Raw genomic sequence first — 22,536 nt, forward strand, 5'->3', positions numbered from 1 at the left:
GCGCGAGACTCACCCTCTACCCTCACTCAAGTAGTGCTACGCCAACGGTGCTTCTGACTCGATGGCTTTAGCCGACCCGCATGCAGAAGGTGCTCGTACCGGCGGTTCTCGTCGGCATCGGTCGTCCCTCCACGCCGGCGGCGGTCGGCGCGGGTTTACTGGGGGCGGTGAGAGCTCAGTGGCGTGTGTTGGTCGAGCATCGGAATTTTCGGCACTTGTTCGGTGGCGACTCGATCTCTCTGTTGGGGTCGAGTGTGACGTCCGTTGCGTTGCCCCTGACCGCGGTGCTGGTCCTTGGTGCGTCGTCGGTGCAGATGGGGTTGCTGGGAGCAGCCTCGTTTCTTCCGCACCTTGTGTTGGGTCTGCCGGCCGGAGTGTGGGTGGGTCGGCTGTCGTATCGCCGAGTCATTGTCGGTGCTGACTTGTTGGCCGCTGCCGCACTGGCAACAGTGCCGATTCTGGCAGCGACGGGGCTGTTGCAGATGTGGCAGTTGTACGTCGTCGTCGTGATCACCGGGACCTGCAGCCTGTTCTCCACGATCGCGTCTCAATCGTTCGCGCCGCTCCTGGTGCCCCGCCGTGAACTGTTGGCAGCCAACAGCGCGTTCGCACTCAGTAACTCCGTCGTCGCCACTAGCGGCAGTGCCATCGGCGGCGTCCTGGTCCAGCTCCTCACTGCCCCCGTTGCGATCGCTGTCGATGCTGCCTCGTTCCTGCTGTCGGCCATCTCGAAGGCGCGCATCAGCGTCACGGGCCGGTCGACTGCCGCGGGCCCGGCCAACGAGTCGATATTCAAGGACATCTGGGGCGGCGTACGGGCGGCACTCGAGCACCCCGCGCTGCGGGCGACCACGATCGCCGCCACTGTCGGCGCTTTGGCGGGTCAGATGCAGGCGGTGGTCGTCGTACTGTTCCTGGTCCGTGAGCTCAGCTTGTCGGCTGGATTGGTCGGCCTGGTCATCGCACTGGCCGGGGCCGCCGGCATCGTCGGCGCCGCCGTCGGGGTGCAGATCACCGGGCGGCTCGGCAACGGTCCCGCCTTCATCGTCGGCATGATGCTGTCAAGTCTGGCCGGTCTGGTGATGGCCGCCGCAGGAGGGCCGATGGCCGTGGTCCTCGCAGTTCTGGTCATCGCGCAACTCCTACGCGGCTGGGGCCCGACGCTCTACGGGATCAACCAGCAGACCATCCGCCAGACCCTGGTCGCCCCAGAACTCCTCGCCCGAACTCAGGCCACCTGGCGATTCCTGGTCCACGGGATGCAACCGATCGGCGCCCTCCTCGGCGGCACCCTGGGCGCGCTGGTCGGATTCCGCGCCACCCTGGCGACCAGCAGCCTCGTCATGATGACCGGCACCGCCTTCGCCCTGCTCAGCCCACTACGAACCCTCCGCCAACTCCCAGACACCGAGACCTCAAAACAAATTCGTCAATGACCGCAGAGCCACCTTGGTAGCAGGAACTCGTTGGTGGCGTACGTGCGTGTGTCGTGAAAGTTGTCGCTCGACGGTTCTGCAATCCGCCAACTGATCCGCGACAGGGTCGGCCGTTCAAACCTCTTCAAGCGTGATCGCGAGGTCACGTGGAGCCTTCAAGCTGCCGAGCGCCCAGGCCCAACCAGGCAGAGCAACCGCCTCAGCGAAGAACTGGTCGAGGGTCAGACCGAAGGACCATAGACTCCCTTCGGCGAGGCGCTCAGTTTCGGGGCTGGGATCCCAGTGAAAGGTGCAGCTCAGTTGCCACATCGGCGAGTCCTCGTCACCCGCTTCAAGGAACTGCCGGGTGAGGTCAGCCGAGAACTCTCGCGTACTGCGGAAGTCGTATGTCCCGAACTGGGCGAGGACTGCGTCGCCGTCCTCCTCGACCGGGGCCGCGTCCTCGGCTGGGATCGCAGCAAACCGCCGGAAGACGTCAACGACAGTGCGCACGTCGTCCACGGTCGCAGGACCCGGAGTAGTTCCAGCGTCGGCAAGCATTGACGCCAGCCTTCCTCGGCCTTCGCGGATCAGCATGGGGCAATCATCTCGCGGCAGTCGTCCTCTTCTGCTGAGCTGCGCGCTCTTGACGCCGCACCCATGCCCGGTCATCATCCTGCCGCCCGATCGGTCCGCGGCGTGTGATCATGTGCGCGTGATTCCCCGGCCGTTCTTCGATCGCCCGCTTCGAACCGACCCGCTGTGGTGGTTCGGCATCGTGGGTGGGGTCCTTTGCGGAGTCATCTACGGGCTACAGGCGGGCGTTGGACCTGGGGAGTTCGCCTTCCAACTGTTCGGCGGTACGTTCTTCTTCACTTGGTGGGTGGCTGGCTTGCTGCTGTCTACGATCCGACATCAGCTCCGACGTCGTCGTGCGAGCGATGATCACCGGGGTGAGGTCTCGTCGGATTGAGGCCACGCGCCGACCCTTTGATGGTCTGCGCCAGCGGGCAATGAGATGCCGGCTGATCGGCCAGTGGGTGGGAGCGGTGCGTAGCACGGCGAGGGACGAGCCGCGCGTGGCGGCGCGTGGGGCAGCCACAGTTCCCCAAGCAACAGGTTTCTGGGAGTGAGTGGGGGTCCCGGGCGGGGGACCCCCACTCGGTTCAGGGGGTTACGGCGTCGAGGGCGTCGGTGATGCCTTCGCCGAAGAAGGAGTTTTCGGTGGTGGTGCCGGTGCAGCGGGGGTCGGGGGTGGTGGGGCACGCGGTGTCGTCGGCCTGCTGGTGGAGGGCGTGTTCGATGTCGGTGGGGCCCCATGACGGGTGGGTGGATTTCATCAGGGCGGCGACGCCGGCGACGTGGGGCGAGGCCATCGACGTACCGCTCGAGAGGCCGTAGCGGCCGCCGGGGAGGGTGGAGAGGATCGAGCTGCCGGGAGCGGCGACGTCGATCCTGTTCAGGCCGAAGTTGGAGAAGCCGCTGCGGGCGCGGGTCTGGGTGGTGCTGGCGACGGTGATGACGCCGGGCAGTTCGGTCGGCATGTCGAGGCAGTCGTTGTTGATGGTGCGGGTGACCGGGGTCGAGTCGTTCGGGCTGTTGCGGTCGACTGTCTTGTTGGCCAGGTCGTAGTTCGCGTTGCCGGCGGCGGCGACCGAGAGGGTGCCGCGGTCCGTGGCCCAGGCGTACGCCCGCCGTACCGCTTCCTGGACGGCGCCCTGGTCGCCGTTGTCGTTGCACCAGAACTCGAACGGGTCGATGAAGTAGCTGTGGTTCGTCACCGGCATGTTGTGCTCGGCGGCCCACACGATCCCGCAGATCGAGTACTCGGGGTAGATGAAGCCGTCGTCGTTCACCACCTTCACCGACGCGATCCGTACGCCGGGGGCCACGCCGACGATCCCGACGCCGTTGCGTGCCGCGGCGACCGTTCCGGCGACGTGGGTGCCGTGTGAGCTGCTCGTCGGCCGCCACGCTCCGGGAGTGGTGTCCGGTACGCCGTTCCGCACGCAGCTGACCGAGCCCGCCGCGTCGAAGTTCGGTGCGAGATCCGGGTGGGTGTCGTCGACGCCGCTGTCGTTGATGCCGACCAGCACCGAACGCGAACCATCCGTCACTGTGTGTGCCTGATCCGCCTTGATCTGGACCATGTCCCACTGCTCGCCCTCGCGCGGGTCGAGCGCCGGTGTCGCGGTGAACCCGTTCTGACCGCCGGCGCCTTCGCTGACCGCGGCCGTCCGGGTGGCGCCGACCGACTGCACCTCACGCCCGTTGTGCGTCGCGCGGACGTCGGTCCGGAAAGCGGGGTTCGTCGACTGCGCGACCACGACGCCCAGCTGCTGGTACGAGACCAGCACGGTGCCGCCCGCGTCCTTCACGGCCTGCTCGGTCTTCCGGACGTGGCCAGGCGTGGCCTTGGTGTTGACCACGTAGTTCATCAGCGGGCCGGTCGCCGCGTCGTCGAGCGCGGCGGCGTTCGGGGTGGCGTTCGCGGTGGTCGCGGCGCCGAGTGACAGGCAGACCAGAGCGGCGGCGGAGAGGCCGGCCGCCAGCCGGCGTGGACGGAAAGTTCGGGACACGAAGCCTCCTCAAGGCAAGGCTCGGGCGGACGGACCCGGGCCGGTAACCCGGACTCTAGGCCGGATCGCGCACAGACGGAGTTCTTCATCCACAACGCAGGGGAAACCCTGCACGCAGCGGGTCGATCACGCTCAGTTGCCCACATCCTGTGGATCTGCCTGTGGATAACTCGTGGACAAAGTTGGGGAATACCCGGGCGCGCCGGTGGATTAGGTGTGTGTGTAAGATAGATACAACAGAGATACGAGTCGTATGGGTGGGAGTGCAGTGGCAGGCGGGGACGCGGCGAACGACGCGTTGACATTGGGTGAAGAGACCGCGGAGATCGCGCGGGTCGTTGTCGAGGCGGGGCCGGGGGTGGACAAGATCCCCGCGGCCGAGCGCGTGTACGCGTACGTGAAGGCGGCGATCCTCGACCGCACGTACCCGGGTGGTGAGCTGCTGACCGAGGGTGAGTTGGCGACCGCGGTCGGAGTCTCCCGTACGCCGGTCCGCGAAGCGCTGCTCCGGCTGGAGGAGTCCGGCCTCGTCAAGCTCTACCCGAAGAAGGGCGCCCTCGTCCTCCCGGTGCTGCCGCAGGAGATCGACGACGTGCTCGAGGCCCGCGAGCTGATCGAGACGCACGCCGCCGCCAAGGTGTGGCCGCGGCGCAAGCAGCTGATCGAGGCCCTGACCGCGCGCGTCGACGAGATGCGCGCGCACCGCAAGGCGGGCGACGCGAAGAGCTTCCTGGAGGCCGACCGAGCCTTCCACGAGGCAATCGTCGATGCCGCAGGCAACCAAATCCTCGCGAAGCTCTACAACAGCCTGCGGGACCGCCAGGTCCGGATGGGCGTCCCCGGGATCGAGATGCAGCCGGCCCGGATGGACAAGTCGATCACCGCGCACCAGGAGCTGATCGGCGCCCTCGGGGGCAACAGCGTCAAGCGCTTCCGCGAGCTCGTCGTCGCACACATCGCCGAAGCCGCAACGGATCTGCGGAGCACCCGGTGACCGAACTCCTCTTCCCCCTGGGCGGACGGCGAGCCTGGGCGGTGTGGGCCACTGCTGTCCTGACGTACCTCGTCACCGTCCTGCACCGCGGCTCGATGAGCGTGGCCGGCCTCCAGGCCGCCGAACGCTTCGACATCTCCGCATCCGCGCTGGCCAGCTTCACCGTCGTACAGCTCACGGTGTACGCCGCGATGCAGGTCCCGGTCGGCGTACTACTCGACCGCTACGGCTCCAAGCGCCTGCTGATCGCTGCGTCCGGACTGCTGTTCGTAGCGCAGTCTGCGTTCAGCCTGGTCGACTCGTACCCCGCTGCGCTCGCCGCACGCGCAGTACTAGGTGTCGGCGACGCACTGGTGTTCATCAGCGTGCTGCGCGTAGTCATGTCCTGGTTCCCCGCGCTGCGCCAGCCCGTGATGTCGCAGGCGACCGGAATGCTCGGTGGTCTCGGAGCGATCATGTCGACCGTACCGATGGCCGCTGCCTTCCACGCCTTCGGCTGGACGCCGACGTTCGCCGCGGCGAGCGTACTGAGCGTGCTGACCGGTCTGCTCGTCCTGTTCCTCATCAAGGACACGCCGTACGACGAACCGCTCCGCCGCGCCAAGCAGCCGCTCAGCGAGGTCAAGAAGAACCTGCGTCGCGCCTGGCGGGAGCCGGGTACCCGCCTCGGCCTGTGGACGCACTTCACCACCAGCTTCTCCGGCAGTACGTTCGGGCTGCTCTGGGGCTACCCGTTCCTCGTCCAGGGACAAGGGCTGGCTCCGACGACCGCGGCGGCCATGCTGATCATCCCAGTGTTGGCAGGACTCTGCTACGGACCGCTGGTCGGTCGGTACGCCGCTAGGTTCCCGTTCTACCGGTCGTGGATCGTTCTGGCGGTGATCGCCGGTTCGGTCCTGATGTGGACCGTCGTACTGCTCTGGCCGGGTCGTGCGCCGCTGCCGGTGCTCCTGGCGCTGATCGTCGTACAGGCCGCCGGTGGTCCGGGTTCGATGCTCGGGCTGGACTACGCGCGGACCTTCAACCCGTCGACGCGCTTCGGTGCCGCGAACGGGATGGTCAACACCGGTGGCTTCATCGCCACGCTGCTCTGCATCGGCATGGTCGGCGTACTGCTGGACGCGTCATCGGCGGGTGCGCCGCAGGGGATCGACGACTTCAAGTTCGCGCTCGCGTTCCAGTACGTGCTGTGGGCGATCGGCACGCGGCAGATCCTCAAGTACCGGAGGAAGGCGCGCGGGCACCTGGCGCGCTACAACCCGGAGGCGTACCAGGCCCTCCTGGCCAACCAGATCATGCCGCTGAAGGGCTGACACCCTCCGAGCCAGCGGCCTGTCAGCGCAGTGCCAGAGCGGTGACAGGTCAACGCGCGACGGTAATCCCAGTGCAGTAAGAACACTGGGAGGAACCGATGACCACAACGAACCAGGTCGCCATCGAGGCGGTCGGCTTGGTCAAGAAATATGGCAGTACGACCGCGCTTGCCGGCGTCGACCTGAGCGTGCCCACGGGCACCGTTCTGGGGGTCCTCGGCCCGAACGGCGCCGGCAAGACGACCGCGGTCCGTATCCTCGGCACCTTGCTCCGGCCGGACGCCGGCCACGCCACGGTCGGCGGGTACGACGTCGTACGCGACGCCGGCAAGGTCCGCGGCATCATCGGACTGACCGGGCAGTACGCCTCGGTCGACGAGGACATGTCCGGCCGCCGCAACCTGATCATGATCGGCCGGCTGCTCGGGTACTCGCGCCCGCAGGCCCGCGCCAAGGCGAACGAGCTGCTGGAGCGGTTCGAGCTGACCGACGCCGGTGACCGGATCGCGAAGACGTACTCCGGCGGTATGCGCCGCCGGCTCGACCTGGCCGCGAGCCTGGTCGGCGACCCGAGCATCCTGTACCTGGACGAGCCGACGACCGGTCTCGACCCGCACGCCCGCAACGGCGTCTGGGAGACGGTGCGCAACCTGGTGCTCGACGGCACCACGGTGCTGCTCACCACGCAGTACCTGGAAGAGGCCGATGCGCTGGCCGACTCGATCGTGGTGTTCGACAAGGGCACCGTGGTCGCCAACGGGCGGCCGGCCGAGCTCAAGGCGCAGGCGGGCAAGCAGTCGCTGGACGTTCGCCCGGCCGAGCCGTCGCACATCGAGCGGGTCGCCGCGATCGTCGCGGAGTCGGTCGGCACACGGCCGACGGTCGACGTGGTGAACGCGCTGGTGAGCGTGCCGGTGACGGACGGTTCGTCGATGCCGGTCGTCGTACGGCGGTTGGACGAGGAGGGGATCGCGGTGACCGAGTTGTCGCTGCGGCTGCCCAGCCTGGACGAGGTGTTCCTCGCACTGACCGGTCACACGGCCGAAGAGCCCAAGATCCTGGAAGGAGTCGGCCGATGAGCACGGCAACTCTCGAGGCAGCCCACTTGGCCAGGCGTAACAACCCGTTCGCATGGGTGCAGCAGAGTCTGACGCTGGCCTGGCGGAACATCGTCAGGATCCGGCAGAACCCGGAAGCGCTGGCGGACGTGACGTTCCAGCCGATCATCTTCCTGGTGCTGTTCCTGTTCGTGTTCGGTGGCGCGATCGCGCAGGGCGCGGGCTGGCGGGACTACCTGCCGTTCCTGCTGCCCGGTCTGCTGGTGCAGACGGTGGTGTTCTCCACGATGGGCACCGGCGTGGCGCTGAACGACGACTTCGCGAAGGGCGTGTTCGACCGGTTCCGGTCGCTGCCGATCGCGCGGGTGGCGCCGCTGGTCGGCGCGGTGCTCGGCGACGCGGTGCGGTACACGCTGTCGATCGTGATCCTGATGGGGACCGGGTTCGCGCTCGGGTTCCGGTTCCAGAACGGCGTCGGGTACGGCGTCCTCGCGCTGCTGATCGTGCTGGCGTTCGCGCTGTCGATGTGCTGGATCTGGGTGTGGCTCGGGCTGTCGCTGAAGACCGCGCAGGGTGTGCAGGGGGTCGCGTTCCTGGTGATGTTCCCGTTGACCTTCGGCAGCAACGTGTTCGTCCAGACGGACACGCTGCCGGGGTTCCTGCAGGCGTTCGTGCAGGTCAACCCGGTCAAGTACCTGGTCGACACGATGCGCGGCCTGATGCTCGGCGGCGACATCCAGCGCCCGCTGCTCATCACGCTCGCCTGGATGGTCGGCCTGGTCGCGGTCTTCGCCCCGCTGGCGATCCGCGCCTACCGCCGCCGTACCTGAACCCTGTACTTCCACGCAGGCAAAACCCGTCGAATCGGTCCAAATCGGGCTCAGATCGGGGGTTCTGCCTGCGTGGAGGTACGTCGCCTTGTCGGTGCACCGCGTCAGAGTGGTCGCATGACGACACGATGGACACTCACGATCGACTGTGCGGACCCGACGCTGGTCGCGCGCTTCTGGTGTACGGCGCTCGGCTACACGGAGTCCGATCCGCCGACGGGCTGGGACACCTGGGAGGACTGGCTCAACGCCATGAACGTCCCCGAGGACGAGTGGAACGACGGCGCGTCGATCTCCGACCCGAACGGTGTCCTCCCGTCCATCTCCTTCCTCAAGGTCCCCGAGCCCCGCGCCGTCAAGAACCGCCTGCACCTGGACCTCCAGGTAGCCGGCGGCCGCGCCGAGCCCCAGCACCTCCGCGAACAACGCATCCGCACCAAAGCCGACACCCTGATCACCGCCGGCGCCACCCTGGTCCGCGAGGTCCCGATGGACGACTCCACCACCCTCGACCACCTCTGGATGCAAGACCCCGAAGGCAACGACTTCTGCGTCGTCTAGCCGGGCTGGATCTCGCCGAAGGACAGTGGTTCGCGGGTGCAGAGGTAGGTTGCCCAGTGCAACTTGGTCGGGTGGCCGGCGGGGTCTCGCGTGATGCGGAGGAGTTCGCCGGTCTCGCGGCCGGAGATCGTGCGGTAGGTGTCGTCGGAGAGGCGTTCGAAGACGGCGGGGGACTGGTACTCGGCGGCGGCCGGGGACTTGGCCTCGAGGACGCCGTTCTTCACCGAGAAGACGAACGGCGAGCCCTCGGAGAACCAGGTGCCGAGGACGCCGGACAGTTCGTCGGGGACCGACGTGCCCGGGACCCACGCGTCGGGCGGCAGCGGGTCGTCCTCGAGGACCTTGATGATCAGGTCGGTGGCCAGTGCGCTCGGCGCCGGTGACGACGTGGCGCCGAACAGCGCGATCCCCGCCGTACCGGAGCAGCGGTCGACGAACGTCGACGTGATATGACCCGGCATACCGCCGTCGTGCCCGACGAACAGCCGGTCGCCGCGCCGCAACAGCATGAACCCGAGGCCGAACGCCAGCTGCCACCGGTCCACGTCGGCCATGATCTGCACCTGGCACATCTCGTCCAGGGTGTCCTTCGACAGCACCTCGTCGACCGGGTTCGCGACGAACATGGCCCACTTCGCCAGGTCCTCCGCCGTCGACGCCAGCCCGCCGCACGCGTCCATCGCGCCGATGTCCAGCAACGGCTCGCGCACCGGCACATCGGAGAACGGCGGTACGTAGTACCCGGTCTGCGCCGGCCCGCCGTCCATCCCGACCGTCGTACGACGCATCTCCAGCGGGTCCAGGATCCGGGCCTTGATCGCGTCGTACCAGGGCCGCCCGTCGATCCGCGCGACGATCTCACCGAGCAGCGAGAACACCAGGTTCGAGTAGTGGAACCGGTGGTGCGGCTTGCCGATCCGCTCCGCGGCGTTCCAGCCCGGCACCAGCTCCTCCCGCGACGGGAACTTCATCAGGTCCCACACGTCGCCGACCGGTTCGCGCTGCATCCCGCTGGCGTGGCTGAGCATCTGCCGGACGGTGATGCCCTCGTGCTTGCTCTCCGGGATCAGCTTCTCGATCGTGTCGTCGAGGCTGAGTTTGCCCTCGTCGCGCAGCGCCATGATCGCCACCGCGGTCAGGGTCTTGCTCTGCGACGCGATCAGGAACTGCGAGTCCGCGGTCGGCGGTACGCCGGGATTGTCCAGGTCGGCCGACCCGACCCCGGTCGACCACGCCAGCGCCCCGGCCCGGGCGACAGCGCCCACCACCCCGGGAACCCGGCCCTTGGACTGACGTTCGGCAACGATGCGGGAGAGCGCGATCTGAGTCGGCGCGGCAATTTCTGTCACGACCCCCGACCTTAAGCTTCGGATTGACAAAAGGCACGGGTGTTTGGTGCGGACGATGTGCGAGGCTGGTGGAGTGCGCATAGCGGTGCTTGGGCCTCTCGCGATGTGGGCGGCCGACGGGACTCCGCTCGACATCCGCGGCGTCCGCCTGCGCGGACTGCTCGCGCGGCTCGCGTTGAATGCCGGCCGGCCGGTCGGGGTCGAGACCCTGGTCGACGCGCTCTGGGGCACCGAGGCCCCGAGCGCGAACGCTCTGCAGTCCCTGGTGTCCCGGTTGCGGGCGAGCCTGCCGGCAACCGAGTCGAGCATCTCCGTGCAGTCCGGTCCGGCCGGCTACACGCTGACCATCGGACCGGACTGCGTCGACGTCCTCCAGTTTGAGGACTTGGTACGGCGTGGTCGTGCGCTTCTCCCGTCCGACCCGGAGCAGGCGCACGCGCTGCTCACCCAGGCCGACAAGCTGTGGCGTGGCGAGGCACTCGCCGACCTGCGCGACCTCCCGTTCGCCGCAGTGGAGGCGGACCGGCTGGCCGAGCTGCGCCTCGGCGGCGCGGAGGATCTGGCCGAGGCCGCGGTCAGCTGCGGTCACGCCCGCGACCTCATCTCCGACCTCGAGCAGCTCGCCGTCACCCACCCGCTCCGCGAACGCGTCCACGAGCTCCTCATCCGCGCCCTGTACGCCGACGGTCGCCAGGCGGAGGCGTTGGCGGTGTACGAGCGCGTCCGCACCACCCTCGCCGACGAGCTCGGTGCCGACCCAGGAACGCGCCTCCGGGACCTGCACGTCTCGGTACTCCGCGGCGACGCAGTCGACCCGGCCGCGAGGTCCGCTCCCATCGCAGCACCCGCGCCGTCAGCGACTCGCAGCAACCTCCGCGCACCACTGACCAGCTTCGTCGGCCGGCGTCAGGACGTGGCCGAGCTGACCCGCCTGCTGAGCAACGGGACCCGGCTGGTGACCATGGTCGGACCAGGCGGTGCCGGCAAGACCAGGCTGGCCACCGAGACCGGTAGGACGCTCGTGGACCAGTCCGGCGACGGCATCTGGTTCGTGGAGCTCGCACCGCTCGGTGACGCGGCCGACGTGGCGCCCACCGTCCTGTCCACGCTCGGCGCCAGCGAGTACGTCGACATGCCGCAGGCACGCCTCGCGCCCAAGCACCTCCCGACCAGCCGCGCAGCGACCCAGCGACTGGTGGAGGTCATCGGTGACCGCCGCATCCTGCTGGTCTTCGACAACTGCGAGCACCTGGTCCAGGAGGTCGCCGGGCTGGTCGACTCGCTGCTGGCCTCCTGTCCTCGGTTGCGCGTGCTGACCACCAGCCGCGAGCCGTTGAGCATCCCCGGGGAGCACCTGCATCCGGTCGGTCCGCTCGACCTGCCGCCGGAGCACGCAACCACCGACGAGTACCCGGCGGTGCAGCTGTTCGTCGACCGTGCCCGCGCCGTACGGCCCGACTTCCAGCTGACCGATACCAACCGGGAGTCGGTCGCCGAGATCTGCCGGCGGCTGGACGGCATGCCGCTCGCGATCGAGCTGGCGGCCGCGAGACTGCGTGCCCTCAACCCGCCGCAGATCGTGGACCGGTTGACGGACCGGTTCCGCCTGCTGACCAGCGGTTCGCGGACCGCACTGCCGCGCCACCAGACCCTGCGCGCTGTCGTGGAGTGGAGCTGGGACCTGCTCGATCCGGACGAGCAGGCGGTCGCCCGGCGACTCTCACTGTTCTCCGGCGGAGCCACGCTCGAGGCGGCCGAGCAGATCTGCAGCGACGAGAGCATCCCGGCCGAGTCCGTGCTCGCTGTCCTCGCCTCCCTGGTGGACAAGTCCCTCGTCGAGGCCGCGGCCGACGAGCGGTCCGTGCGCTACCGGATGCTGGAGACGGTCCGTGCATACGGCGCAGAGCAGCTGAGGGCATCGGGTGAGTCCGACCGCTTCCGGCGCGCGCACACGGCGTACTTCAGCCGCATGCTGCGCAAGGCCCGACCGAAGCTGCGGACCGGCGAGCAGATCGTGTGGATCGCCCGGCTGACCGCGGACAACGAGAACCTGCTCGACGCGCTCCGGACCGCGATCGACATCGGCTCGGCGCGGGTCGCCGTCCAGATGGTCGCCGTACTGGGTGAGTACTGGACGATGAGCGGCCGCCCGGCCGAGGCGGTGAGCTGGATGCAGGCGGCCCTCGCCGTCCCGGGGCCGAGCGTCCCGGTGGACAAGGCCGAGGCGCTGTACTTGCTCGCGCTCGGGCGGATGTCGACCAGCGACGATCCGGCCAAGTCGTTCCAGCAGGCCGTCCGGGGCCTGGCGACGGTGCGCTGGATGATGCGCAGACATCCGCTGCTGGTCGGATCGGGCATCGGGCTGTTCACCAACGCCATGTGGGCAGCGGTACGCCGGGACAAGGCCGCCTGCTTCGCGGAGCTGGAGACCGCGGGCCGGCATCCGGACCCGTGGATCCGGAACATGGGCGTGATGATGGGCGCGATGTTCCGCGAGAACGAGGGCGAGGTCGACGAGATGGCGGTCAACCTCAGGATCGCTCTGAAGGGTTTCCGTGAGCTCGGCGACCGGTTCGGTACGTCGATGGCGCTGCGCGGACTCGCGAACTACCAGGCAGGAGTCGGCGATCACGCGGCGGCGCTGGAGTCCCTCACCGAGGCGCTCCGGCTGATCGCGGAGCTGGGTACGACCGAAGGTGTCGGCCAGTTGCTCGGCGGGGCCGCGGCGAGCCGGATCGAGCTCGGCGATTACGACGGCGCCCGCGCGGACCTGGAGCGCGCGCTGCAGCTGTCCGAGGAGACCGGATCGCGCGGTGGCGAGGCGATGGCGTACATGGGCATGGCCAAGCTGGCGTACCGGCTCGACCGGCTCGACGAGGCGCGCGAAATCGCGGAGCGGGCCTACGCGACGCTCGACCTCGAGGCCGAACAGATGGCGCCGCACGGGCAGGCGGTCATGTTGTCGCAGCTGAGCCGGATCTATGCGGCGACCGGCGATCTGGAGAAGGCTCAGCAGTCCAGCCGGGAGGCGGTCACGCTGGCGATCTCCACCGAAGACCTGCCGGTCGCGGCGGCGGTGATCGAGGCCGCGGTGGACGCCGAAGTACTCGCCGGCGAATCCGAGCAGGCGGCCCGGCTCCTCGGGCTCGCGGCCGCGATGAAGGGCCTGCGCACGATCCCGGACGCCGACGTCCAGCGCGCCGTCGACACCCTGTGCGATGCCCTGGGCAACGATGCCTTCGAGACCGCGTACGCCGCCGGCGCTGCCCTCTCCCGCACCGACGCCGTGGACGAGCTCCGCAAGCGCTACGTCGACTAGGACCTAGGCGGTAATCAGCTCAACGGCCAGGTCGCGCAGGGAATTCTGCACTGTCTGCTCCGGTGGCCGGGGCTCGGTGAGCATCCAGTCGTGGACCACGGCGTTCACCGCGCCGAAGAACGCCAGCGCGAGGAACCGGAAATCCTTGTGCTTGATCTCGCCGCGCTCGACGGCGGTGTCGCCGAGGTCGCGGACGTTGCCGATCAGCAGCTCGCGGAACGCGTTGCGCTGCTCCTCGACCGCCGGGCTCGCGCCGACCACCTCGACGAACGAGATCCGCGCCCGCCGGAGGTCCGCCATGATCGTGCGCAGGTACGAGTCGACGGCCGCGCCGATCCGCTCCCGGACCGGCCGGTCGGCGGTCCGGCGGAGCGCTTCCCCGGTACTCCGGACCGCCAACTCGATCACCTGCGCGTGCACCGCGAGCAGCACGGCTTCCTTGTTCTGGAACTCGTGGTAGAAGTGCCGGGTGGACACTTTCGCCTGTGTACACAGGCGTTCCACGGATGTCGCCGGATAACCTTCGGTCCCGAAGAGCTCGAGCGCGGCGGCCAGTAGCCGTTCCCGGCGCGCAGCCTTCCACTCCTCGACTGACCGCCCGGAATAACGGCGTACGGAGGGTTCCCTCATCACACCTCTTGTCGCTACCCCGTGCCAGATGCCGGACATCCTATCCACCCCTTGGCGCAGGCGTAACCGGGTGACCTCACTCCAGCTTGGTGTACCCGGTGGCGCCGTCGATCAGTTCGCGGATGATGTCCAGATGGCCGACGTGGCGGGCGGTCTCCTCGATCATGTGACACAGGACGTACCGCAGTGAGGCGGCCTCACCTCTGGCGGCGTACTTGCCCTTTTCGAGGGCATCCAGCGGCAGGTCGGCGATCGACGCGTTGGACCGCGCGCACTCGGCGTCGTACTCGTCGAGCAGCTGGGCGATCGGTACGTCGTCGACGAACATCTCGGCGTCGACGTGACCGCCCTCGGTCCACGGCGTCTGCCCGGTGTCGGGCACGCCCATCACGTTGAGCTGGAACCACGAGTACTCGACCCAGCGGAGGTGGGCGACCAGCCCCGCCGGTGTCATCAGCGGCGAGGTCGGCAGCACCTTGCGATGCGCGTCTTCCTCGCTGAGCCCGGTGCACTTCATCCGGACGAAGGACCGCTGCAGGTCGAGCCACCCGGTCAACTGGGTGCGCTCGTCGGCGGACAGCGGAGGACGTTGTACTTCGGTCATGTGCGACTAACTCCTTGGTGGTACGAAGCCACCCGGTCAGCCGCGGACACGGCGGACGGGTAGCACGACGATTCGACTCGACATCGCGCTCACCTCCTCTCCACCGCCGGGGTGTCGACGCCCCGGCACGTGCACCGTAGCGGAACGGCCGCCGGGGAGAAACCCTATTTCTGGCAGGCTAGGACCGACGACAAGCGCCCGCACCGCGCATCGAGGTGAGACGTGGATCCACGGTTCGACCTGCCGCTGTACACCCGCGCCGAGGCCGCTCTGCATCTCGGGCTGCCGGCGACGACACTTGGCGACTGGCTGCGGTCCGGTGCGCTGGAGGCGGGCAACGGCAGCCGCGGCGAGCCGACGATCACGTTCGCCGGCCTCGTCGAGACCCACATGCTCCGGCAGTTGCGCCGGACAGGACTCTCCCTGCACGCGATCGGCGAGGCGGCGGCCGCGCTCCGCTCGCGGGCCGGACGCCGGTACCCGTTGGCCTGGTCGGGGCTCGCGCACGACGGCCGCGACCTGCTGGTCGAGATCGCCGCCGAGGGACGCGAGCAGGGCTGGGAGCGGATCCGGGACAGCCAGGGCGGCTTCCCCGGTGTCCTCCGCCGCGGCTCGGCCGCGATCGGCTGGTCCGACGACGGGTACGCCGGGACGCTCCGCCTGGTGATCTACCACGACATCGACGTGATCGTGGACCCGGAACGTTCGTACGGCCGCCCGATGGTCGACGACATCCTGGTCGAGGACGTCATCGACCAGGTCCGCACTGGTTCGTCGTACCGGGACATCGCGGCCAAGTTCAACCTCGAGGACTACGAGGTCGAGGCCCTGATCCGCCCCCACATCCGCCCACCCGCCTTCCGCAAGACGCGGCACCCGGAGGCGCAGGTAGAAGCGTTGCTGTGACCTAACGACAGGAGGCAGTCGGTTGTCGAGCGGACTGTGCCGCCCTTGGTGCGCCCGCCGCCCGGCGCTTCGGGCGGCTACCTCCTGTCCTTAGGTACCCCGGCGGTCGTCGCGGATCCGTTTGGCCTTGCCGAGCGAGCGTTCCAGGGCGTGTGGGTCGAGGACCTCGACGGTGGCGGTGATGCCGACGCGGTCCTTGATGCGGCGGGACAGGGTCGCGGCGGCGGTCGTGCGGTCGGCGAGGTCAGGAGCGGCCTCGACCTGGACGGTGAGTTCGTCGAGGCGACCGGGCCGGGTGAGGACGCACAGGTAGTGCGGCGTGAGGCCCTCAACCAGGAGGATCTGTTCCTCGATCTGGGTGGGGAAGACGTTGACGCCGCGGACGATCATCATGTCGTCGGTCCGGCCGGTGATCTTCTCCATCCGGCGCATCCCGGGGCGCGCGGTGCCGGGCAGCAGGCGGGTGAGGTCGCGCGTGCGGTACCGCAATACCGGGAAGGCCTCCTTGGTCAGCGTGGTGAAGACGAGTTCGCCCTCGGAGCCGTCCGGCAGGACCTCGCCGGTGACCGGGTCGATGATCTCCGGGTAGAAGTGGTCCTCCCAGATGTGCAGGCCGTCCTTCGTCTCCACGCACTCCTGCGCGACGCCGGGTCCCATCACCTCGGACAGCCCGTAGATGTCGACCGCGTGGATGCCGGTGCGTTCCTCGACCTCCTGCCGCATCTGCTCGGTCCAGGGCTCGGCGCCGAAGATTCCGATCCGCAACGAGGTGTCCCGCGGGTCGATCCCGCGGTCCGCCAGCTCGTCGACGATCGAGAGGAAGTACGACGGCGTGACCATGATGATCCGCGCGCCGAAGTCGCGGATCAGGTCCACCTGGCGTTCGGTCATCCCACCGGACACCGGTACGACGGTGCAGCCGAGCCGCTCGGCCCCGTAGTGCGCACCCAGTCCGCCGGTGAACAGACCGTAGCCGTAGGCAACATGACACACGTCCCCGGCGCGTCCACCCGCGGCACGGATCGACCGCGCCATCAGATCGGCCCAATTGTCGAGGTCCCTCCGCGTGTACCCGACAACGGTCGGCCGCCCGGTCGTCCCGGAGGAAGCATGCACCCGCACCACTTCGGTCCTGGGCACCGCGAACATTCCGAACGGGTAGTTGTCCCGCAAGTCCGCCTTGGCGGTGAACGGCAACCGGCTCAGATCGGACAGCTCGCGCAGATCCTCCGGCTTGAACCCGACGCCGTCCAGGGCTGCCCGGTAGTGCGGGACGTTCTCGTACGCCCGCCGTACGGTTGCCTGAAGCAACGACAGTTGGCGGGGCCGGAGCTCGTCGACGGTCAGTCGTTCGCCGGCGTCGCGCAGTTCCTCGGGGCAGGGATCACCGAGCATGAGCACTCCTCAGGGACGGGTGAGCAGGGTCGCGATGCCCTGCCCGACGCCGATGCACATGGCGGCCAGCGCGTACCTGGCGTCGCGGTGGCGAAGCTCCAGGGCGGCGGTGAGGGCGAGGCGGGCGCCGGACATCCCCAGCGGGTGGCCGAGGGCGATGGCGCCGCCGTTCGGGTTGACGTGCTCGGCGTCGTCGGGCAGACCGAGTTGCCGCAGTACGGCGAGCGACTGCGACGCGAACGCCTCGTTCAGCTCGATCACGTCGACGTCGGACAACGCGACCCCGGTGCGATCGAGCAGCTTGCGGGTCGCGGGCGCCGGCCCGATCCCCATGATCCGCGGCGGCACCCCCGCAGCCGCAGTCCCCACCACACGAGCGAGCGGAGTCACACCGTGCTCCTCCACCGCCTCGCCACTCATCACGAGCAAGGCAGCCGCCCCGTCATTCACCCCCGAAGCATTACCGGCCGTCACAGTTCCGGGCGTTCGAAATGGAGTCTTCAAACCCGCAAGAGCTTCGAGAGAGGTCTCACGCGGGTGCTCATCGGTGTCCACAACCGTCACCGCCCCGCGCTTCCCAGGCACGTCGACCGCGACGATCTCCGCCGCCAGCCGCCCGTTCGCCTGCGCCTTCGCCGCCCGTTGCTGCGACCGCAACGCGAAAAGATCCTGGTCCTCGCGGGAAACGCCGAATTCCGCCGCGACGTTCTCGGCCGTCTCCGGCATCGAGTCGATCCCGTACTGCGCCTTCAGTGCCGGGTTCACGAACCGCCACCCGATCGTGGTGTCGAAGACCTCCGCCTGCCGCGAGAACGCGGTCGTGGCCTTGGGCATCACGAACGGCGCCCGCGACATCGACTCCACCCCGCCGGCCACGACGATGTCGTTGTCCCCGGCAATGATCGACCGGGCCGCGGAGGCGACCGCGTCCAGGCCGGACCCGCACAGCCGGTTGATCGTCGTGCCGGGGACCGAGTCCGGCAGCCCGGCGAGCAGCACCGCCATCCGCGCGACGTTCCGGTTGTCCTCCCCGGCCTGGTTCGCGCAGCCGAGGATGACGTCGTCGATCAGCGCGGGATCGATGGCGGTCCGGTTCAGTAGCGACGAGATCGCGTGCGCTGCCAGATCGTCAGGCCGGACCGCCGACAGCGCCCCGCCGTACCGTCCGATCGGCGTACGGACCCCGTCGACCAGATAGGCCACACGACTCATGCTTCGTCCTCCGGGATGATGGTTCCGGACAGTTGGCGGCTGCGGCCGCGGAACTCGGCGACCACCTCGTCGCCGCGGGTGACCGTCACGTCGTAGATCGCGTTCCGGCCGAACGTCGTCCGCTCCCGGGCCTCGGCAACCAGCACGTCGCCGCGGCGGGCCGGGGCGACGAACACGATGTCGCAGGCCTGCGCGACCGTCACCTGGTTGCGCGAGTTGCAGGCGAAGGCGAACGCTGAGTCGGCCAGAGTGAACACGAATCCACCATGCGCGATCCCGTGCCCGTTGACCATGTCGTCGCGGACGGTCATCTCGAGCCGCGCCGTTCCCTCGGCGACCTCGACCAGTTTCATGCCCAGCCCGGCGCTGGCGGTGTCCTCCGCCCACATCGCCGCCGCCACTCTGGCCGCCACGTCGTCCATGGCCTACCCAATCCCGAAGCTGTGTTGATCGAATTTGGTTTGTGACACTCTGGTCCCGGTCGCGTGCACGACTGTAACATCGCAGGCATGACCACGGACCTGCTCTCCTCCCACCGCGAGCGCCTCGATGGCGCGCTGACGGCGATCCGCGACCGCGGCTACCACTCCGCGTTCCCCGAGTCGCCCAGCCCCCGGGTGTACGGCGAGACCGCGGCGGCCGACGGCAAGGCGGCCTTCGAGGCCCGTCTGGGTACGACGTACGCACTCGACATCCCGGGATCGCGAGGGACGGTCGTCACCGAGCAGTCGCCGTACGGCATCTCCCTGGACGTCTCGTACCCGCGGGTGGTCGAGGACGGGCTGGACGAGCTGCTGGCCGCGGCGCAGCAAGGGCTTGCGGACTGGCGCAGGGCCGGGATCGACGGGCGCACCGGGGTCACGCTGGAGATCCTCGACCGGCTGCACAAGCGCGTGTTCGAGCTGGCCAACGCGGTTCAGCACACGAGTGGGCAAGCGTTCGTGATGGCGTTCCAGGCCGGCGGGGCGCACGCGCTCGACCGGGCGCTGGAGGCGGTCGCGTACGCGTACGAGGAGATGAACCGCTACCCGGCGACGGCGACCTGGGAGAAGCCGGCCAAGGGCGACCCGATCCGGATGGAGAAGACGTTCACGGTCACCGGCCGCGGCGTCGCGCTCGTGATCGGCTGCAACACCTTCCCGACCTGGAACTCGTGGCCCGGCCTGTTCGCGTCGCTGGTGACCGGCAACGCCGTCGTGGTGAAGCCGCACCCGCTGGCCGTCCTGCCGCTGGCGATGACGGTCGAGGTGTGCCGTGAGGTGCTCGCCGAGGCAGGCTTCGACCCGAACCTGGTGACCCTGGCCGCCGAGCGGGCCGGGGACGGCCTGGCCAAGCCGCTCGCGACCCGGCCCGAGGTGAAGCTGATCGACTTCACCGGCGGCAGCGAGTTCGGCGAATGGCTCGAGCAGAACGCCACCCAGGCGACCGTCTTCACCGAGAAGGCCGGCGTGAACGCAGTGATCGTCGACTCCACCGACTCCTTCAAGGCGCTCTGCGGGAACCTCGCCTTCACCCTCTCGCTGTACTCCGGCCAGATGTGCACCACCACCCAGAACCTCTTCGTCCCGGCCGGCGGCATCGAGACCGACGACGGGCACAAGTCCTTCGAAGAGGTCGGCGCCGGCATTGCGACCGCGATCTCCAAACTGCTCGGCGACGACGCCCGCGCGGTGGAGATTCTCGGCGGCATCGTGAACCAGGCCGTGATCAGCCGCCTCGACCTGGCCCCGGAGTACGGTGACGTCGTGCTGGAGTCCCGTGCGATCCAGCACCCGGCGTTCCCGGAGGCCGTCGTCCGGACGCCGCTGCTCGTCGCGATCGACGCCAAGGACGCCGAGCTCTACGGGCGGGAGTGCTTCGGCCCGGTCTCGTTCCTGGTCCGGACCGCGGACACCGCGCAGTCGATCGAGCTGTTCCGGTCCACGGTCACCGAGAGCGGCGCGATGACCGCCGGGATCTACTCGACCGACGCCAAGATCCTCGACGAGGCCCGGGACGCGGCGCTCGACGCCGGGGTCGCGCTGTCGGAGAACCTCACCGGGAGTGTGTTCGTCAATCAATCGGCTGCTTTCAGCGATTTCCACGGCACCGGGGCGAATCCGGCGGCCAACGCGACATACACCGACGGCGCATACGTTGCGAGTCGCTTCCGCGTCATTCAATCTAGGCGTCATGTCTGAGGCCCTGGATTCCACAAGTCTGACCGAAACACTCGCGTACTACGACAGCTGGCTGGCCTTCAACCAGCGGTACCTCCGGGTGCCCGGAGTCCAGGTCGCGGTGTACGCCGGGGACGCGATCGCGTTCTCGTCGGCGTACGGCTGGGCGGACGTCGAGAACGACGTACCGCTGACCGACCAGCACCTGTTCCGGATCGCGTCGCACTCGAAGACGTTCACCGGCACCGCCGTGTTCCAGCTGGTCGAGCAGGGCCGGTTGCGGCTCGACGACAAGGTGTCACAGCACGTCACCGAGATCGTCGGTACGCCGGTCGGCGAGCGGACTGTCCGTGACCTGCTGGCGCACGCCGGCGGCGTGACCCGCGACAGCCTCGACGCGGACTGGTGGCAGTTGTCCAAGGCCTTCCCGGACCGCGACCAGTTGCTCGAGGTACTGCGGGACGAGTCGTCGGCCGTGATCGCGGAGAACGAGCGCTTCAAGTACTCGAACATCGGGTACGGCGTGCTCGGTCTCGTCGTCGAGGCGGCGAGCGGCACGCCGTACAACTCCTATGTCCAGACCGCGATCGTGGACAAGCTCGGGCTGTCCGGTCTCGGCCCGGAGCTCGACCCGGACCGGCGCTCGGAGTACGCCGCGGGGTACAGCGCGCTGACGTACGCCGACACGCGTGTCCCGATCGAGCACATCGACACCCGGGCGCTGGCCTCGGCGACCGGGTTCTTCGGGAACGCGCGCGACCTGGTGACGTACTTCTCCGCTCACCTGCCCGGTGACGACCGGCTGCTCTCGGACAAGTCGAAGCGCGAGATGCGCCACCCGCTGTGGACGACCGGGAGCGACGAGAAGGCGCGGTACGGCCTCGGCCTGGCGGTGACGAAGGTCGGCGAGCGGGAGGTGTTCGGGCACGGCGGCGGGTACCCGGGACACATCACCCGCACGCTCGTCGACCCGGAGCAGCGGCTGGTCGTGTCGGTTCTGACGAATGCGATCGACGGCCCCGCGTCGCAGCTCGCCGAAGGGCTCTTCCGGCTCCTCGACGTCGCCGGGGCCAAGGAACGCGGTACCGGCGACCTCGCACGCTTCACCGGGCGCTTCGCGAATCTGTGGGGCGTCACCGACATCATGCTGCTCGGCGGACGGCTCTACGCGACCGACCCGTCCGCGCCGAACCCGGCCGAGGAACCGCAGGAGCTCGAGGCGGACGGCGACACGCTGCGCGTCACCGGCGGCAACGGCTACGGCGCGTACGGCGAGTCGTACCGCTTCACGTTCGACGCGACCGGCGCGGTCGAATCCGTCCGCGGCTCCAGTGGCCTCAGCCTGCACCCCATCGACACCTTCACCCTGGAGGAGCGCGTTACCGTGGCCCCGTGACCATTCATGGTGATCACCCGTTCCTGCCGCCCGAGTCCGAGCGGAGTCCGGTCCGGCGGTTGCGCGGGCGGCTGCCGTCGCCGGTCGGGTTGTGGACGACGGCGTACGGCGGGAAGCGTGCCGGGCTCACGGTGTCGTCGATGCTGGTCGCGGACGGTGAGCCCGGGTACGTGATCGGACTGCTCGACCCGGACTCGGACCTGTGGGAAACGTTGCGTGAGGCAAGGACCGCGGTGGTGGCGCTGCTCGGCGAGCCGCACCGCCAGCTCGCCGACGCGTTCGGGTACGTCGCGCCCGCGCCGGGCGGACCGTTCCGCCTGATCGACTGGACCGACACCGAGTGGGGCCCGGCGCCCGTCGGCGTCAGCACCTGGGCGGGTTGCACGCTGGTCGGCCAGGACCCGCCCGAGGTTGGTTGGGGCCTACAGGTGCAACTCGAGATCGCGCACGTGGAGTTCGGCGCGGACGACGTACCCGCCCTGGTCCACCGCCGCGGCCGCTACGGGACTATTTAGAATCGATGGACTCCTGGTAGATCTGAGCGTAGGTGGGCGAGTCCTTGATCAGGTCGTCGCAGAAGGCGGCGACGTCGTTGCCGGTGAGTTGGAGGACCCCTTTGCCGGCCGCTACGCCTTCCTCGAAGAAGTCGACGAGCCCTGGGAGGAGGGAGTCGCCGAGCAGGTCGGTCGGTCCGACCTTGAAGAGGTACCTCTGGATCTCCTTGTAGACGATCTGGTAGTCCGGTGGGAGCGCCTTGACCCGCGCCATGTGCGCCCGCCATTGCTTCTTGCCCTCGATGATGTCCTGAATGCCCAT

The 22,536-nt window shown here is 68.8% G+C and carries 20 protein-coding genes; 11 read left to right on the forward strand and 9 right to left on the reverse strand.

What is annotated here, in order from left to right; genetic code table 11:
• Positions 1 to 80 precede the first annotated feature (80 nt).
• On the forward strand, positions 81 to 1,436 hold the full coding sequence (locus BJY22_RS07155) for an MFS transporter (RefSeq protein ID WP_167204591.1): 1,356 nt from the start codon (positions 81 to 83) through the stop codon (positions 1,434 to 1,436).
• Between the two features lie 114 nt (positions 1,437 to 1,550).
• Here the strand turns inward: BJY22_RS07155 and BJY22_RS07160 are convergent, their stop codons facing one another.
• Positions 1,551 to 2,012, reverse strand: a complete 462-nt coding sequence (locus BJY22_RS07160) for a hypothetical protein (RefSeq protein WP_167204592.1) — start codon at positions 2,010 to 2,012, stop codon at positions 1,551 to 1,553.
• A 569-nt stretch (positions 2,013 to 2,581) separates the two neighbouring features.
• Positions 2,582 to 3,994, reverse strand: a complete 1,413-nt coding sequence (locus BJY22_RS07165; protein ID WP_167204594.1) for a S8 family serine peptidase — start codon at positions 3,992 to 3,994, stop codon at positions 2,582 to 2,584.
• Positions 3,995 to 4,262: 268 nt separating this feature from the next.
• Here BJY22_RS07165 and BJY22_RS07170 point away from each other — a divergent pair, with 268 nt between their 5' ends.
• The 5 genes from BJY22_RS07170 to BJY22_RS07190 all read left to right on the forward strand — a co-directional run bounded on the left by BJY22_RS07170 (position 4,263) and on the right by BJY22_RS07190 (position 8,750).
• Entirely contained in the window at positions 4,263 to 4,988 is a 726-nt protein-coding gene (locus tag BJY22_RS07170) for a GntR family transcriptional regulator (RefSeq protein ID WP_337758333.1), read from the forward strand.
• Positions 4,985 to 6,301, forward strand: coding sequence for an MFS transporter (locus BJY22_RS07175; protein ID WP_167204598.1), 1,317 nt, complete (start codon positions 4,985 to 4,987; stop codon positions 6,299 to 6,301). The genes BJY22_RS07170 and BJY22_RS07175 overlap by 4 nt, the downstream gene beginning before the upstream one ends.
• Before the next feature lie 98 nt (positions 6,302 to 6,399).
• Positions 6,400 to 7,380: an ATP-binding cassette domain-containing protein gene (locus tag BJY22_RS07180; RefSeq protein WP_167204600.1), complete on the forward strand. Its 981-nt coding sequence runs from the start codon at positions 6,400 to 6,402 to the stop codon at positions 7,378 to 7,380.
• On the forward strand, positions 7,377 to 8,189 hold the full coding sequence (locus BJY22_RS07185) for an ABC transporter permease (RefSeq protein ID WP_167204602.1): 813 nt from the start codon (positions 7,377 to 7,379) through the stop codon (positions 8,187 to 8,189). Before BJY22_RS07180 ends, BJY22_RS07185 begins: the two co-directional genes overlap by 4 nt.
• Positions 8,190 to 8,306: 117 nt before the next feature.
• Positions 8,307 to 8,750, forward strand: coding sequence for a VOC family protein (locus BJY22_RS07190; RefSeq protein ID WP_167204604.1), 444 nt, complete (start codon positions 8,307 to 8,309; stop codon positions 8,748 to 8,750).
• On the opposite strand, the gene BJY22_RS07195 is transcribed toward BJY22_RS07190, so the two are convergent.
• The gene (locus BJY22_RS07195) at positions 8,747 to 10,099 is read right to left on the reverse strand and encodes a serine hydrolase (RefSeq protein ID WP_167204606.1); all 1,353 of its coding nucleotides are present in this window, start codon (positions 10,097 to 10,099) and stop codon (positions 8,747 to 8,749) included. The two genes, BJY22_RS07190 and BJY22_RS07195, sit on opposite strands and share 4 nt — an antisense overlap.
• Before the next feature lie 85 nt (positions 10,100 to 10,184).
• On the opposite strand from BJY22_RS07195, the gene BJY22_RS07200 reads away from it, so the two are divergent.
• Positions 10,185 to 13,418: a BTAD domain-containing putative transcriptional regulator gene (locus BJY22_RS07200; protein ID WP_167204608.1), complete on the forward strand. Its 3,234-nt coding sequence runs from the start codon at positions 10,185 to 10,187 to the stop codon at positions 13,416 to 13,418.
• Between the two features lie 3 nt (positions 13,419 to 13,421).
• Here the strand turns inward: BJY22_RS07200 and BJY22_RS07205 are convergent, their stop codons facing one another.
• Positions 13,422 to 14,087, reverse strand: coding sequence for a TetR/AcrR family transcriptional regulator (locus BJY22_RS07205; RefSeq protein ID WP_337758334.1), 666 nt, complete (start codon positions 14,085 to 14,087; stop codon positions 13,422 to 13,424).
• A gap of 37 nt (positions 14,088 to 14,124) precedes the next feature.
• Positions 14,125 to 14,652, reverse strand: coding sequence for a DinB family protein (locus BJY22_RS07210; protein ID WP_167204612.1), 528 nt, complete (start codon positions 14,650 to 14,652; stop codon positions 14,125 to 14,127).
• Between the two features lie 222 nt (positions 14,653 to 14,874).
• On the opposite strand from BJY22_RS07210, the gene BJY22_RS07215 reads away from it, so the two are divergent.
• Positions 14,875 to 15,558, forward strand: coding sequence for a hypothetical protein (locus BJY22_RS07215; protein ID WP_167204614.1), 684 nt, complete (start codon positions 14,875 to 14,877; stop codon positions 15,556 to 15,558).
• A gap of 90 nt (positions 15,559 to 15,648) precedes the next feature.
• Here the strand turns inward: BJY22_RS07215 and paaK are convergent, their stop codons facing one another.
• From paaK to paaI, 3 genes are read right to left on the reverse strand one after another with little or no spacing between them, the layout of a single operon-like run.
• A complete protein-coding gene (paaK, locus tag BJY22_RS07220) occupies positions 15,649 to 16,953 on the reverse strand; it encodes a phenylacetate--CoA ligase PaaK (protein WP_167204616.1) in 1,305 nt (434 codons plus the stop codon).
• Between the two features lie 9 nt (positions 16,954 to 16,962).
• Entirely contained in the window at positions 16,963 to 18,165 is a 1,203-nt protein-coding gene (gene pcaF, locus BJY22_RS07225; protein WP_167204618.1) for a 3-oxoadipyl-CoA thiolase, read from the reverse strand.
• Positions 18,162 to 18,587: a hydroxyphenylacetyl-CoA thioesterase PaaI gene (gene paaI, locus BJY22_RS07230; RefSeq protein WP_167204620.1), complete on the reverse strand. Its 426-nt coding sequence runs from the start codon at positions 18,585 to 18,587 to the stop codon at positions 18,162 to 18,164. The genes pcaF and paaI overlap by 4 nt, the downstream gene beginning before the upstream one ends.
• A gap of 87 nt (positions 18,588 to 18,674) precedes the next feature.
• Here paaI and paaN point away from each other — a divergent pair, with 87 nt between their 5' ends.
• Genes paaN through BJY22_RS07245 form a run of 3 tightly spaced genes read left to right on the forward strand, consistent with a single transcriptional unit; the run spans position 18,675 to position 22,235 of the window.
• Positions 18,675 to 20,345: a phenylacetic acid degradation protein PaaN gene (paaN, locus tag BJY22_RS07235; protein ID WP_167204621.1), complete on the forward strand. Its 1,671-nt coding sequence runs from the start codon at positions 18,675 to 18,677 to the stop codon at positions 20,343 to 20,345.
• A complete protein-coding gene (locus tag BJY22_RS07240; RefSeq protein ID WP_167204623.1) occupies positions 20,338 to 21,720 on the forward strand; it encodes a serine hydrolase domain-containing protein in 1,383 nt (460 codons plus the stop codon). The genes paaN and BJY22_RS07240 overlap by 8 nt, the downstream gene beginning before the upstream one ends.
• Positions 21,717 to 22,235, forward strand: a complete 519-nt coding sequence (locus tag BJY22_RS07245) for a flavin reductase (RefSeq protein WP_167204625.1) — start codon at positions 21,717 to 21,719, stop codon at positions 22,233 to 22,235. Before BJY22_RS07240 ends, BJY22_RS07245 begins: the two co-directional genes overlap by 4 nt.
• On the opposite strand, the gene BJY22_RS07250 is transcribed toward BJY22_RS07245, so the two are convergent.
• Entirely contained in the window at positions 22,228 to 22,536 is a 309-nt protein-coding gene (locus tag BJY22_RS07250) for a DUF1048 domain-containing protein (RefSeq protein WP_167204627.1), read from the reverse strand. The two genes, BJY22_RS07245 and BJY22_RS07250, sit on opposite strands and share 8 nt — an antisense overlap.

The sequence above is a fragment of the Kribbella shirazensis genome, from assembly GCF_011761605.1.
Lineage (GTDB): Bacteria > Actinomycetota > Actinomycetes > Propionibacteriales > Kribbellaceae > Kribbella > Kribbella shirazensis.